The 14310-nt window shown below is 66.3% G+C and carries 8 protein-coding genes; 3 read left to right on the top strand and 5 right to left on the bottom strand.

All coding sequences use genetic code 11. The annotated features are described in order from the left end of the window. Positions 1-85 precede the first annotated feature (85 nt). Complete coding sequence (locus tag ACSYAO_RS16470) at positions 86-979, bottom strand: DnaJ C-terminal domain-containing protein (protein ID WP_032127817.1); 894 nt, start codon at positions 977-979, stop codon at positions 86-88. A gap of 260 nt (positions 980-1239) precedes the next feature. On the opposite strand from ACSYAO_RS16470, the gene ACSYAO_RS16475 reads away from it, so the two are divergent. After that, positions 1240-1722 carry a peroxiredoxin gene (locus ACSYAO_RS16475; protein WP_049463115.1) on the top strand — a complete coding sequence of 161 codons (483 nt, stop codon included), beginning with the start codon at positions 1240-1242 and terminating at the stop codon, positions 1720-1722. Positions 1723-1751: 29 nt separating this feature from the next. After that, positions 1752-2327 carry a ferritin-like domain-containing protein gene (locus tag ACSYAO_RS16480; protein WP_049421227.1) on the top strand — a complete coding sequence of 192 codons (576 nt, stop codon included), beginning with the start codon at positions 1752-1754 and terminating at the stop codon, positions 2325-2327. Positions 2328-2456: 129 nt separating this feature from the next. Here the strand turns inward: ACSYAO_RS16480 and pbpC are convergent, their stop codons facing one another. Further along, positions 2457-4838: a penicillin-binding protein 1C gene (gene pbpC, locus ACSYAO_RS16485; RefSeq protein ID WP_149909219.1), complete on the bottom strand. Its 2382-nt coding sequence runs from the start codon at positions 4836-4838 to the stop codon at positions 2457-2459. Between the two features lie 64 nt (positions 4839-4902). Further along, complete coding sequence (locus ACSYAO_RS16490; protein WP_149909220.1) at positions 4903-9810, bottom strand: alpha-2-macroglobulin family protein; 4908 nt, start codon at positions 9808-9810, stop codon at positions 4903-4905. A gap of 502 nt (positions 9811-10312) precedes the next feature. Between ACSYAO_RS16490 and ACSYAO_RS16495 the strand changes: the two genes are divergently transcribed. Next, entirely contained in the window at positions 10313-11335 is a 1023-nt protein-coding gene (locus ACSYAO_RS16495; protein WP_049463112.1) for a hypothetical protein, read from the top strand. A gap of 196 nt (positions 11336-11531) precedes the next feature. Here the strand turns inward: ACSYAO_RS16495 and ACSYAO_RS16500 are convergent, their stop codons facing one another. Beyond that, positions 11532-12992: a bifunctional 2-methylcitrate dehydratase/aconitate hydratase gene (locus ACSYAO_RS16500; protein ID WP_149909221.1), complete on the bottom strand. Its 1461-nt coding sequence runs from the start codon at positions 12990-12992 to the stop codon at positions 11532-11534. Positions 12993-13116: 124 nt separating this feature from the next. Continuing rightward, a complete protein-coding gene (gene prpF, locus ACSYAO_RS16505) occupies positions 13117-14295 on the bottom strand; it encodes a 2-methylaconitate cis-trans isomerase PrpF (RefSeq protein ID WP_149909222.1) in 1179 nt (392 codons plus the stop codon). Positions 14296-14310: the final 15 nt, after the last annotated feature.

Below are 14310 nucleotides of genomic sequence, written 5' to 3' on the forward strand. Positions count from 1 at the left end.
ACGCGCGGTAGTGCCGGCCGCTGGCCGGCAACCACGCATCACCGTCCCGGGCAATGAAGTTGCCGGCCAGCGGCCGGCACTACCTTCAAATGGTCTCGCCGAAGGCCTTGGCCAGATTCCGGTAGGCCTTCTTCTGCGCCTCGTCGGTCGCGGCCGGGGCCACGATCTCGATCTCGACGATCTGGTCGCCCTCCGGATTGCCCGGCAGCCCACGGCCACGCAGGCGCAGCTTGCGGCCGGCATCGGAATCGGCCGGAATCTTCAACTCCACCGCTCCACCCAGGGTCGGCACGCTGATGCTGGTACCCAGCGCGGCCTGCCACGGGGTCACCGGCAGCGTATAGAGGATGTTGCGGCCATCGACCTCGAACTGCGGGTGGGCGGCATATTCCACTTCCAGCAGCAGGTTGCCGCCATGGTTGCCCTGCCCGGCCAGCCGGATCACCTGCCCTGGGCGGATACCCTTGGGCACGCGCACGTCCAGCTGCTTGCCGTTGACGGTGATGCGCAGGCTGTCGCCGCTGTAGGCCGCTTCCAGCGGAACCGACAGCTTGGCGCGGGTATCGCGGTTGGGCGCGTGGCCCTGGCTGCTGAAGCCCGGCCCCGGACCAGCGCCACCACCGCCACGCTGGCGCGCGAACAGGCTCTCGAAGAAGTCGCTGAAGCCTCCATTGGGGCCGCCACCGCCGAATACTTCCTCGAAATTGAAACCGCCAGCACCACCATAGTTCGGCGGCACGTTGAACTCCTCGCCCGGGCGATAGCCCTGCGCGCGCAGCTGGTCGTAGGCCGCGCGCTTTTCCGGATCGCGCAGCGCCTCGTAGGCCTCGTTGACCGCCTTGAACTTGTCTTCGGCCCCGGCCTCCTTGCTGACGTCCGGGTGGTACTTGCGTGCCAGCCGGCGGTAGGCGGTCTTGATCTCCGCCTCGCCCGCGCTCGGTTCCACCCCCAGGGTGGCGTAGTAATCCTTGAATTCCATCCAGCTACCTCGATCTGCTTCGGCCGCGCCGGTGGCGCCGCCCCGGGTTCATTCTACGCGCCGGCATGCTACGCCGCCCCTCGTGCGGCCCCGGTGAGGCCGACTGATCCTGCGCAATGCGGCTGCCATCCCCATGCGCCACGCTGTGGCTGGAAGCCCCCGCCGCAAAGCCTGAAGATGGGGCCTGCACACGGGTTTTCCAATGTCTTGACGCCCCTGTCCCATCCGGCCCACTAGCCTGCCCCAGCAAGGAGTTCCCCATGACCATCCATGTCGGCGACCGCATTCCGGAAGTGACCCTCAAGCGCATCCGCGAGGGCATCGAAACGCTCGATACGCATTCGCTGTTCGACGCACGCAAGGTGGTGCTGTTCGCCGTGCCCGGCGCGTTCACCCCGACCTGCTCGGCGCGCCACCTGCCCGGCTACGTCGAGAAATTCCAGGCGTTCCGCCAGCACGGCATCGATGTCTACTGCATGGCGGTCAACGACCCGTTCGTGATGAAGGCCTGGGCTGCCGACCAGAGCGTGCCCGACGGCCTGCTGATGCTGTCCGACGGCAATGCCGAACTGACCCGTGCGCTCGGCCTGGAGCTCGACGCCAGCGCCTCGGGCATGGGCATCCGCTCACGCCGTTTCGCCCTGTACGTGGTGGATGGCGTGGTGCGTGCGGCCTGGATCGAGCAGCCCGGCCAGTTCGAAGTGTCTTCGGCCGAATACGTGCTGGAGCACCTGCCAACCTGATCTTCCACCGCAAGAGGAAACGGCCAGCCATGTCCACCAAGCCAGCCAAAGCCGCAAAGCCTGCCGCAAAGGTGCCCGGTATCAGTGACCGCAAGACCCTGCGCGAACGCGCCCGTCGCAATATCGAAGACGGTGCGATCACCGACAGCTACAGCGCCGACCGCAAGGTCGTGATCAAGCTGCTCAACGATGCGTTGGCCACCGAGTACGTATGCGTGCTGCGCTACTACCGGCACTACTTCATGGCCAAAGGCATGCTGGCCGACGCGGTGAAAGCCGAATTCCTCGAACATGCACAGCAGGAACAGGCGCACGCCGGCAAGCTGGCCGAGCGCATCGTCCAGCTCGGCGGTGAGCCGGACTTCAACCCCGATACGCTGACCGCACGCTCGCACGCCGAGTACAAGGAAGGCAGCGACCTGCGCGACATGGTCCGCGAGAATCTGGTGGCCGAACGCATCGCCATCGACAGCTACCGCGAGATGATCAACTTCATCGGCGACCGCGATACCACCACCAAGCGCATCCTTGAAGAGATCCTCGCGCAGGAAGAGGAACACGCCGACGAATTCGCCGACCTGCTGGATGGGTGGATCGGGGAATAGCGGCCCCGCATACGCCTTGGTAGATGCCCACCTTGGTGGGCGCATTAATCGCGTGCCAACCAAGGTTGGCACCTACCAGAGCACGGCGGTGTCGTTGGCGTTGGACCGCGCGCCGACCTAGGTCGGCATCTACCGGAGAACGTTGAACCGCACCTGCGTCCACGCGCCATCGGCCGCCAGCGCGGTCAAAGTGTGTGCGCCCGGCTCGGCGAACTCGCGCTGCATCAACTGCGCGCCTCGGGTCTGCGCGATCCAGCGGCCATCCAGCAGCCAGTCCACCGCCTGCTCGCTGCCCAGCGCGCGCAGTTGCAGGCGCACGCCATGCTCGGCATTGGGTGCACGCGCCAGTGCAGCGCCATCATTGAGGCCATCGATGTGCAGGGCCACGCTGGCCTCACGCCCGTCGTCGCGGCAATCCGGCGACAGCGCCGGCAACTGCGAGGCAGCGCGCGTGGCCTTGGGCAGCCACGGTGACAACAACGCCGGCCAGCGCGCGATCTCGCGCGCTACTTCCTCATGTGGATTACGGCAATCGGCCGATACACGCAGTCCGGTCCGCGCGTCGGCCAGGTAACGCTGCCGCCCCGGCTGCCAGCGCCGCGCCTCGCGCTCGGGGAAGGTCGGTGGTGCCGCGCCGTCCAGCAGATAGGCTGGCATCCGCCGTTGGCACAGCGCCGTCGGCAGGCCTTCGGCGCGTTCGCCGGTGGGCCAGCAGATGTCTTCCTGGCTGACACTTGCCGGCATCGGTGCAGCAGCGGAATCGCCGCGCTGGCGCGGCAGGCTGTCCACCACTTCGAACATCAGCGGCAGCGCGGTCACCGCGCCGTACTGGCCCGGTAGCGGTGTGCCGTCCGGCCGGCCCACCCACACGCCCACGGTGTAGTGGCGCGTGCTGCCGATTGCCCACGCATCGCGGTACCCGTAACTGGTGCCGGTCTTCCACGCCACGCGCGGGCGGCCACCGACATCGAACGTACCGACGCTGTATCCCGGGCGCGGGTTCGATTCCAGCATTTCGCGCACGATCCAGCTGGCGCCGGGCGAGGCCAATCGCCGCTCGATCATCGGTTCGTCATCGGTGTAGCGCACGCGTCCGGCAATGCCGTTGCGGTTGAGCGCGGCGAACGCGCCGACCAGATCTTCCAGCCGCGCACCGGTGCCGCCCAGAATCAAAGACAGGTTGGGCGTGCTGCCCGGCGGGAAGCGCAGCTGGATGCCGGAGTGCGACAGGCGCGCGGCGAAGCGCGCGGCCCCGACCCGCTGCAGCAGGTCCACCGAGGGCACATTGAGTGACAGCCGCAATGCACTGGAGGCACCAATCGGCCCATTGAAGGCCATGTCGAAATTGCCGGGCCGGTAGCTGCCGAAACTCTGTGGCGCATCGACCAGCAGGCTTTCCGAATGGATCAGGCCATCGTCCAGCGCCATCGCATACAGGAACGGCTTGAGCGTGGAGCCCGGCGACCGCCAGGCCTGCACCATGTCGACGTGGCCGAGCCGCTGGCGGTCACCAAAGGACAACGTACCGACGTAGGCACGCGCCTGCAGAGTCTGGTTGTCGACCACCAGCAAGGCTGCCGAGGTGCGCTCGGGCAGCGTCGAGAAATAGCTGGCCACACGCTCTTCCAGCGTGCGCTGCAGTCCGATGTCGATGCTGCTCTGGATGCGTGCCTGTCCTGGATGCGCCGAATGCAGGCGCTGCGCAAGCAATGCGGCGTGCAGCGGCGGCCGCAGCGAGCGCGCCACCACGTTCTCGATACGCGCGTCTTCCACCTCTTCCGGCGTCCACGCCCCCAGTTCGGCCATGCGTGACAGCACCTTGTCGCGCGCTTTCTGCGCGGCTTCCGGGTGGCGGTCTGGGCGCAGCCGGCTCGGTGCCTGTGGCAGTACCGCCAGCAAGGCGGCCTCGGCATGTGACAGCTGCGCCGCCGGCTTGCCCAGATAGGCCCAGCTGGCCGCTTCCACGCCCTCGATGGTGCCACCGTAGGGCGCGCGCTCCAGATACAGGGCCAGGATCTGCTGCTTGCTCAGATGCACTTCCAGCTGCACCGCGCGCAGCATCTGCTTGAGCTTTCCCCAGGGCGTGCGCGTATGCGGGTCGAGGATGCGCGCGACCTGCATGGTCAGGGTCGAGCCGCCGGAAACGATGCGACCACCGCGCAGCAGCTGGCCGCTGGCACGCAGGATGGCCAGCGGGTTGATACCCGGATGGCGCCAGAACCAGCGGTCTTCGTAGGTCAGCAGCGCCTGCAGGTACAGCGGCGAGACGCTGTCGATCGACGCCGGATAGCGCCACACGCCCTCGGCATCGGCGAACGCACGCAGCGGCGTACCGTCGGCAGCCACCACCAGGGTGCTGGTATCGCGCTGCTTCGGCAGCGGCGGCGGGAAGGCGAAATCCAGCACCAGCAGCAGCGCCAGCGTGGCGGCCGTGCCCCAGCGCAGCCACGGCCACAGCGGCCGCAACCGGCGGCGCAGGGCCGCCAGCCGGATCGACATCGTCTTCTTCATTGCAGCGTGCCGGATTGGAGCTTGCCAGCAGGACGGGCCGCGCCGTCGCGGCCCGTCCGCGCGGTCACGGCTGTACCACCGTGATCGTGGTCGGGTTGCTGCGGCCGACGCCACGCAGCTGCGGCCGGTACATGTCTTCCACCAGCGGCGGCGGCACCGAGTAGGTACCCGGGGTCACCGCACGCACCAGATAGAACACGTTGGCCTTGCTGCCACGCGAGAGCTTCAGCGCGGCCACATAGCGGTCGTCGCGGAACTCTTCGTGCTTGGTGTCGGCAGCTTCGCTGCGGTCGCTGATGGTGATGCCATCAACCACCACGTCGGCCCACTGCTTGGCATCGCCCAGGTTGAAGTTCTCGATCTCCAGGCCCGCCGGCAGCAGGTCGGTCAGCAGTGCATCGGGCATCGTGGTGTCGGCGGTGACGGTGACGCGCACGATCAGCGCTTCGCCTTCCTTCAGCGGACGCGGCGACCACGGCTTGCCATCGGTGCCGAAGTAGCTGCGCTCAATGCCCAGCACGCTGTTGTCCGGCGCCGGCGCGCTGCGCGGGATACCGGCAACGTCGATGCTGGCGAACATCGGCGGCTGCCCCTGCGGGGTGAAGCGCACGCCGCTGGCCAGTTCGCTGGCACTGAAGTTGCGGCCGAACAGCTTGCGCTCACCGATGGCTTCGGTGTTGCCACCGATCACCAGCTCACCGGCCACCAGCGCCTTCTGATTGGCGGCCAGTGCCTTGCCAAGGCGGGCGATCGCTACCTGTTCCTGCGTGCTCAGCCACATCCAGCCGGCATTGCGGCGCGCATCCAGGCCACGGCCGAGGTCAACCGCACGGGCATCCCAGGCCGGCTTGGCCAGCTTGTTCTCGTGCGTCAGCGCGATCATCAGCGCGTCATCACGGATGGCGCTGCCATAGTCGCCGAAGTATGACGGACGTTCGCTGCTGGACTTGGCGAAGGCTGCGGCCAGCGCCGCCTGACCGCGCTTGGCGTCACCCTGCAGCGACAGCGCCACGCCCAGATGGACCAGCGACAGGCCGCCGACCGCCTTGCTGCGCTCGTTGTCATACAGCGTGCGCAGCGTCCCCAGCGGAGCGCGGTTGACCCGGGCCAGCACGTAGCCCGAATAGGCCTGGTTGGCGAACTTCAGCTTCTCGCGGTCGTCCTGGCCATAGAACTGGTTGCCACCGGACAGCAGATCCTCGCTGAGGCGGTTGAGCGCCTTCTGCAGCACGTTGTCGGGCACCGCAAAACCGGCGTCCTTGGCATCGAGCAGGAACTCGGTGATGTACGGGGTCAGCCACGGGTTCACGTAGCCGTCGTCACCCCACATCGAGAAGTTGCCATTGGCCACCTGCATCGACGCCAGGCGACCGAACGCACCTTCCATGCGCTCGCGGCGGGTCTTGGCATCCAGCCCGTCCGCTCCGAGCATCGACGACGTCGCCTGGTCCAGGATCAGCGCGGCGTAGCCCTTGCTGGTGGTCTGCTCGGCACAGCCATAGGGGTAGTTCAGCGCGCCCTGCAGCGCACTGGCGAACGGAATCGGCGGCAGCGGGCTGACCAGCAGGCGGGCATTCACCGACTCGGACATCAGGCCATCGGTCAGGCTGTTGTCGAGGCTGACCGCCGCCAGCGGATCCAGCGTGCGCACCTGCGAACGCAGCACCTGCGGCCACGCCGCACGCACCGGCAGCTCGTAGCGACGGTCGGCCTTGAAGCCGTTGCCGTCCACACGTACGCGCACCTTGGCCACGCTGTGGCCCTCACGCGCGGACAGCGGGAAACTCAGCGTTGTCTTGGCATCGGCATTCAACTGCACGCTGCGGCTGCCCTCGCCCAGGTTCAGCGGGCCTTCGCTTTCCACCTTCACGTTGAACTGGCCCGGCTTGCCGGTGAAGTTCTGCACGTCCAGGGTCACGGTGCTGCGGTCGCCCGGGGCGAGCACGCGCGGCATGCTGGCTTCGGCCAGGATCGGCGCGCGCACCACGGTTTCCACATCGCGCTTGCCGTACTGGTCATCGCTGTAGACCAGTGCCGACACCCGCAGGGTGCCGTTGAAGTCCGGCACCTTCAGGCGGATGCGGGCGATGCCCTTGGCATCGAGCTGCACCGGGCCGGAGAACAGGTCCACGGTCTGCACGCGCGCAGTCGGGCGCTTGGCCTGCGGCAATGCCTGCAGCGCCATGTCGCCACCGAACTTCAGCTTGCCGGCACCGCCGTCAAAGCTCTCGATCACCCGGCTGTAGATGTCATAGGCATCAATGCCGAGGCGACGCTGGGCGAAGAAGTGCGCACCGGCATCGGGTACCGGGAAGCGGGTGATGTTGAGGATGCCCACGTCCACCGCCGAGACGGTGACGTGCGCCATCTTGCCAGCCAGCTGCGGCGCGCTGACCGTCACCGGCAGGTCCTGCTCCGGTCGCATCTGCTTGGGCGCTGCCAGGCCGACCGCCACGGTGCGGCCCTTGCGGTCCATCGGCACATGCACCACGCCCACGGCACGGGCCGGAGTGATCTTGCTCGGCGCACTGCCGCCACGGAACACCAGCGCGGTGATGTAGACGTCGTGCCGCTCCCAATCGGCGGTGACCGGAATCTTGAAGGTCGAACCCGGCTTGGCGTCGATGTCCTGCACGTACAGCATGCGGTCGGTCTCGACCATCAGGATGCCCTTGCCGGCATGCGGCGGGGTCACCGTCACCTCCAGCGTGTCACCGGCCTTGTACCCGGTCTTGTCCAGGCCCAGCTTGACCTTGTCCGGGCGCGCGTCCAGGCCGCGGTTGTCATCGCCCCAGCTCCAGCCGGCACGGAACGGGTAGCGACTGGTCAAGCCGGTGGACGGATCGAACACGTCCACCCGGTACTCGCCCCACTCCACCGGGAAATCGAAGGCGACCGCGCTGCTGCCGGCGTCGACGGTGCGCGTTTCCTTGTTCTCGAAGCGGCGGGTGAAATCGTAGTCCCAGCGGTTGTCGTTGAAGGTCCAGTGGTAGTCGCGCAGCTCGCGCACCAGGGTGATCTTCAGGCCCTTGGCCGGCTGCGGCTTGCCGGCGGCATCCACGCGCATCAGCTCGAAGCGTGCATTGCCGTTGGAGTCGGCGCCATCCTCGGGGTTGAACAGCGGGCGCACGCCGACCAGCGCGTTGGCCGGCCACATCACCCGCTTCAGGGTACGGGTGACGGTACGGCCACCGGTTTCATACAGGCTGCCGGACAGCACCACGGCGATCGGTGCCTTGGCCTTGGCGGCCTCTTCCGGCAATGCCACATCCTCACGCAGCTGGCCGTTGCCCGGCAGCGTGGTGTCGATCACGTCCTTGGCTTCGCGCGGCAGCTGCAGGGTCGGGTCACCGAAGAAGTAGCCCGGCAGGCCTTCGACCGGCTGCTGCTCGGCGGCCACCGCCATGCGCGCAGTGAAACGGTTGCCGTCCGCCGGCGCACCGTACAGGTAGGCACCATTGGCCTGCAGACGCAGGTCCTCGCCCGGCTTCAGCGTCTTCTGCGCGCTGTCCAGGTCCAGCTTCATGCGCTCGGGCAGGAACTCCTCGATGCGCAGGGTCATGCCCTGGATCGCTTCCTTGCTGGCCGGGTCGGTGCGGAACTCGACCTGCCAGCGCCCGGTCGGCGCCTCGGCGGGGATCACCTGCTCGAAGTTGATGTAGCCCTGCTCGCCCGGCTGCAGCCGGGTCTCGCGGAAGGTCTTGCCATCGGGCTGCTTCAGACGCAGGAACACCGGCTGAGCCTTGACCGGCTTGCCGTCGTTGTCGCGCAGCAGCGCGGACAGGCGCACGGTTTCGCCCGGGCGATACAGGTCGCGCCCGGACCAGGCGTAGACGTCGAACCAGGCATTGTCACGGCCGGCCACGGCGAATTCGCTCAGGTCCAGCGCCGGCTGGTTGAACGGCAGGAAGCTGGTGTCCTTGCCCGTGCTGGCGACCAGCACGTGAGTGGCATCCAGCGTGTAGTTCAGCAGTGCATTGCCATTGCCGTCGGTGCTGCCCTTCAGCACAACCTCGCCCTTGGCGTCCAGCACGCGCAGGTCGATGCCCTTCAGCGGCGCGCCGTCCTTGAGGCCGGCGGTGTGCACGAACAGCTTGTCCTTGTAGGCGCGGGTATGCAGGCCGATGTCGCTGACCGAGAAGAACGCGGTATCGAACTCGCCTTCATAGTCACCGGTGCGCTTGAGCAGGGCGAAGTACAGGCCCGGCTCCTGCAGCTCCTTGATGTCCTGGGTCGGCAGGTAGGTCAGCACCCGCTCGTTTTTCTTGCCCCCCAGGATGAAGCGGTTGACGTAGACCGGCTCGGCCAGCTTGTTGATCGGGCTGCGCTCGTAGTCGCTGCTCAGTTCCCAGCTGCCACGGCGGCCGCCGCGCTGGTACTGGCTGAAGAAAGTCGGCAGGTCCTTCTCGCGCACGCGCAGGAACTCGACGTCGACCTCCGGCACGTTCACCGAGACCACCGGCAGGCCACGGCTGTCCTTGGCCGGCAGCACGCTGCCCTGCGAGGCGAAGCCAACCACCGGCTTCAGCTCGCCGCTGAACACCTTCTGCTTCAGTTCCTTGCCCAGCCGGCTGCCATCGGCGGCCAGCAGGTCCGGCGAGACCACCAGGCTGAACTCCTTGCCGGCCTCGACGAACGGGTAACGCAGGGTCAGGCCGTCATCGGACAGCGTCCAGCTGCTGTCGTCGGTGCCGACCTTCTCTTCGAAGCGCACCAGCTTGTCGAAATCCTGGGTGCCGACCAGTGGGCGCGAGAACTCCAGCGCCAGCGACAGGCCGTCATTCTTCTGGTCCGGGTAGGCGCGCAGCAGGGTGAATTCCTTCACCTGCTCGGCTTTGGTGGTGATCGCCTCACCACTGGCCTTGGGCAGCTGCCCGCCGTCGTTGCGGCAGCCGGCCAGGCCCAGCAACAGGCCTCCTGCCAGTACCGCCGCCGCCCATCCCCACCGCTTCCGCCGTGCCGGACCGCTCATGTCGTCACTCCTTGATCGAGGCGGCCATTATAGGCAGGCCGCGTCAAGGTGTTGACGCGAATTCGGCAATTGCCCGGGCGGGTAGTGCCGGCCGCTGGCCGGCGGAACCGGTAGCCGCCAACCTCGGTTGGCGATAGCCGTGGCAACCAAGGTTGGCACCTACCCAAGTGCCCCTCCCCCGCCGCGCCAGGCACAGGCCGATGCCGGCAACCTGTCTGGCTTGGGATCGGGCGCTCCCCCAATCGTGGCGCGCAATGTCCCGGCGGAGAGAAGGCCGAAGTCGCCCCAAAGTGACGGGTTCAACCCTCGATTGAGCGACTTCCCAATCGGCCTTCAGTCGCCGCTGTAGCATCGGCATCAGGCCTTCTGAACAGCAGTGAACATTGCAATGACACGAGTACGCATGATTCAGGATCCAGCGACCGGTAAGGTCTGGGGTACGCGATGTGACCGAGGTACTGTCGAAGTCACCTCCGGAAGCCCCGGGAAGCTGAAGTCACAGTTGAAAGACTTCCCGAGTCCCGACGAGGCACTGAAATGGGCCATCAAACAGGAGTGGTCGCGGCTGAAAAAGGGCTTCGTACTCGTGAACCCTGCTGCTGCCGCAGGCGAACCCTGCATGCATCGTTACATTGGCGGGGGGTACACGGGAGCCCTGATGATTGCGGGTTGCAATGGGAAGCTGGCGACCAATCAGCACCAGGACGAAGACACGCATGGTGCGGCAACCGACATGTTGCTGCTCATTGGTGAAGACGCTGAGATCATCCATGGTTGGCGATCAAGCAAGACGGACCTTGCCTGGTCGGCACTACCTACGGATGACCGGACAGGATTCCTGATTCGATTCGACTCTGGAATCTACCTTTGGACTTCAGATGGCAGTCCTCCCCAGCGGATCAGCGATGCATCCGTACTGTCATCGCCCTTCCTGACAAGGTCCAACGGGCATGCCGCATGGCATGACGGTGAGCAGGTAACGGTAATGAGACTCGACGATGGAAGGCACATCATGCAGCTGGCGCGCTCCCCTGCGATGGTTGGCGGGCATTCCGAGCAGATGATGGGCACGCTCTCAGCGGATGCCACGATGCTTGCCTGCTGTGCCAATCCGGGTGAGATCGAGTACATCGATGTCGCCCAGGCCAAGACCGTGCGCCGACATCAGGCTGATTTTGAAATGATCGTCAAGATGGAGTGGAGCGCGGATGGGCGCTGGTTGTTGGCGTTGGAAGAGTATGGACGGTGGCGCCTGCTGTGCCTGGACGCGGCAACAGGCGAATCCCGCCCCGGGTGGCCGGAGTTCGCTGACATGACACGAACTGACTTTGCACTGGATAGCGATAGCAAGCGACTCGCCATCCTGCACCGTGGACATATTGCCCTTCATGACTTCACGGATATGAGGGAAATTCGACGCTTTCCCGTCGATCATGTGGTGCGTACCGCGCATATTGCATGGACGGGAGACAATGCCATTTCGGTACGCACCGACTATGGATGCCTTTCCACATATGCGATCTGATCCGGCTTAGTCTATCGCTATCGCGGGATTACACTATCTCTGAGGAACCTCTGCAGACTGCAGCGTGGACCAAAGCATCCCGGTAGATGCCAACCCTGGTTGGCGTCGGCCGTGCCAACCAAGGTTGGCACCTACCAAAGCAGGTGCAGCCACGTGCCCGGCGAGCAGGCGTGGTGTCAGATCCACCAAAGCGTTGCTACACCGGCAGGTACAGGTCCACGTAGTCGGTCACCGGCATTGCCGCCAGGGCCACCGGGTCCAGCGATGCGGCCAGGATGCGCTGCTGCTGGCTGGTCGGGAAGCGGTGGGCCAGGTGCCGGCGGAATTTGTCCATCAGCAGTGGAATGCCCTCCTCACGTCGGCGCGCGTGGCCCAGCGGGTATTCCACCAGTACCTCGGGCAGCTCGGTGCCATCGGTGAAGCGCACGCTCAGGCCGTTGGCGATGCTGCGCTTTTCCGGGTCCAGGTAATCGGCGCTGAGCTGCGGGTCTTCATGGCAGGTCATCTTCGCGCGCAGTGCGTCGATTCGCGGGTCGGCGGCAACGTCGTCCTCGTAATCCTCGGCCGTCAACCGCCCGTGCAGCAGCGCGATGGCGACCATGTACTGCACGCAGTGGTCGCGGTCGGCCGGGTTATGCAGTGGGCCCTGCTTGTCGATGATGCGGATGCAGGCTTCCTGGGTCCGGATCGCAATGTGCGCGATGTCCTCGACCCGCCGCCCCATCGCACGCAACTGCTGGTGCAGCATGACCGCGGCCTCCACTGCGGTCTGGCCGTGGAACTCGGCCGGGTAGCTGATCTTGAACAGCACGTTCTCCATCACATAGCTGCCCAACGGTCGCCCCAGCGTCAGTGCCTGACCGCGCATGGACACGGCCTCGAAGCCCCAGGTTGGCGCGCTGAGCACGCTGGGATAGCCCATCTCACCACTGGCCGCCATCAAGGCCAGGCGCACGCCACGACTGGTCGCATCGCCGGCCGCCCAGCTCTTGCGCGAGCCGGTGTTGGGAGCGTGCCGGTAGGTGCGCAGCGCTTGGCCATCGACCCAGACCAGCGACAGCGCATTGAGCATGCGCTCGCGGTCCAGCCCGAGAAGTTGGGCGACCACGGCAGTGGTGGCCACCTTGACCAGCACCACGTGGTCGAGCCCCACCCGGTTGAAGGAGTTCTGCAGCGCCAGCACGCCCTGGATCTCGTGCGCCTTGATCATCGCCAGCAGCACATCGTGCACGGTCGGCGGCGGACGACGCAGGGCCTGCGCGTTGCGCCCCAGCCAATCGCAGACGGCAAGGATGCCGCCCAGGTTGTCCGACGGATGGCCCCATTCGGCCGCCAGCCAGGTGTCGTTGAAATCCAGCCAACGCACCATTGCGCCGAGGTTGAAGGCGGCCTGCACCGGGTCCAGCACGTAGTGCGTGCCCGGCACGCGCGCGCCGTTGACCACGCTGATGCCCGGCACCAGTGGACCGAGCAGCTTGCTGCAGGCCGGGAAGGACAGCGCTTCCAGCCCGCAACCCAGCGTATCAAGCAGGCAGTGGTGCGCGGTCTGGAACGCCAGCGGTGAGTCGATACGGGCGTCGCGCACGTAATCGACGATGTCCACCAGCAGCGCATCCCACGCTACACGCTCGTTGGATGGGGTGGGGTTATCGGACATCGTCGATCTCCTCGTTACGGTGCACGGTTGCCCGTGCACCATGCCAACCAAGGTTGGCATCTACCAAAGCAATTGGTCACTGCGGCCCGGTAGTCGCCAACCTTGGTTGGCGTTTACCAACGCATCACTCGGCCGGCACCCGCACCTTGCCTTCCATCAGCACGCGGGCACTGCGGCTCATGATGGCCTTGCTTACTGTCCACTGGCCGTCAACGAGGCCGGCCTGCGCGCCCACGCGCAACGTGCCGGAAGGGTGGCCGAAGGTCACCGCCTCGCGTTCACCACCACCGGCCGCGCGATTGACCAGGGTGCCCGGAATCGCCGCCGCAGTACCGATCGCCACGGCGGCGGTGCCCATCATCGCGTGGTGCAGCTTGCCCATCGACAACGCGCGCGCATGCAGGTCGATGGCCGACGCCGGGATGGCCTTGCCACTGGACGACACATAGTCCTGAGCCGGTGCAACGAACGCCACCTTCGGCGTGTGCTGGCGCGTCGCCGCGTCCTCCAGGTTCTTGATCAGACCCATGCGCAAGGCGCCGTAGGCGCGGATCTTCTCGAAGCGCTCCAGCGCGCCCTTGTCCTCGTTGATCGCCGGTTGCAGCTCGATACCGGTGTAGCCGAGGTCGGCGGCGTTGAGGAAGATGGTCGGGATGCCGGCGGTGATCATGGTCACCTCGAAGCTGCCCACGCCGGGCACGTCCAATGTATCGACCAGATTGCCGGTCGGGAACATCGCGCCCGCATCACCGTCATCGGACGGATCGATGAATTCCAGCTGGATCTCGGCCGCCGGGAAGGTCACGCCATCCAGCTCGAAATCGCCGGTCTCCTGCACTTCGCCATCGCGCATCGGCACGTGGGCGATGATGGTCTTGCCGATGTTGGCCTGCCAGATGCGTACGGTGCACAGGCCATCGCGCGGCACCCGGGCCGGATCGATCAGCCCATGGGCGATCGCGAACGGACCCACCGCGGTGCTGAGGTTGCCGCAATTGCCGCTCCAGTCGACGAAGGCGGTATCGATCGAGACCTGGCCGTACAGGTAGTCCACATCGTGGTCCGGCACCGAAGCGGTGGAGATGATCACGCATTTGCTGGTGCTGGACGTTGCACCGCCCATGCCATCGGTCTGCTTGCCATACGGATCGGGCGAGCCGATCACGCGCATCAGCAGCGCATCGCGTGCGGCGCCCGGCACCTGCGCGGCCTCGGGCAGGTCCTGCAGGCGGAAGAACACGCCCTTGCTGGTGCCACCGCGCATGTAGGTGGCGGGAATTCGGAGTTGCGGAAGAAAATTCATCGTCGGATCCAAGCG

Source organism: Stenotrophomonas sp. STK16_22, assembly GCF_051984505.1.
Classification (GTDB): Bacteria; Pseudomonadota; Gammaproteobacteria; order Xanthomonadales; family Xanthomonadaceae; genus Stenotrophomonas; species Stenotrophomonas maltophilia_A.

Bases quoted from the DNA above. Each gene is read 5' to 3' on its own strand.
- ACSYAO_RS16470 (WP_032127817.1), bottom strand. From the start codon at position 979: ATGGAATTCAAGGATTACTACGCCACCCTGGGGGTGGAACCGAGCGCG.
- ACSYAO_RS16475 (WP_049463115.1), top strand. From the start codon at position 1,240: ATGACCATCCATGTCGGCGACCGCATTCCGGAAGTGACCCTCAAGCGC.
- ACSYAO_RS16480 (WP_049421227.1), top strand. From the start codon at position 1,752: ATGTCCACCAAGCCAGCCAAAGCCGCAAAGCCTGCCGCAAAGGTGCCC.
- pbpC (WP_149909219.1), bottom strand. From the start codon at position 4,838: ATGAAGAAGACGATGTCGATCCGGCTGGCGGCCCTGCGCCGCCGGTTG.
- ACSYAO_RS16490 (WP_149909220.1), bottom strand. From the start codon at position 9,810: ATGAGCGGTCCGGCACGGCGGAAGCGGTGGGGATGGGCGGCGGCGGTA.
- ACSYAO_RS16500 (WP_149909221.1), bottom strand. From the start codon at position 12,992: ATGTCCGATAACCCCACCCCATCCAACGAGCGTGTAGCGTGGGATGCG.
- prpF (WP_149909222.1), bottom strand. From the start codon at position 14,295: ATGAATTTTCTTCCGCAACTCCGAATTCCCGCCACCTACATGCGCGGT.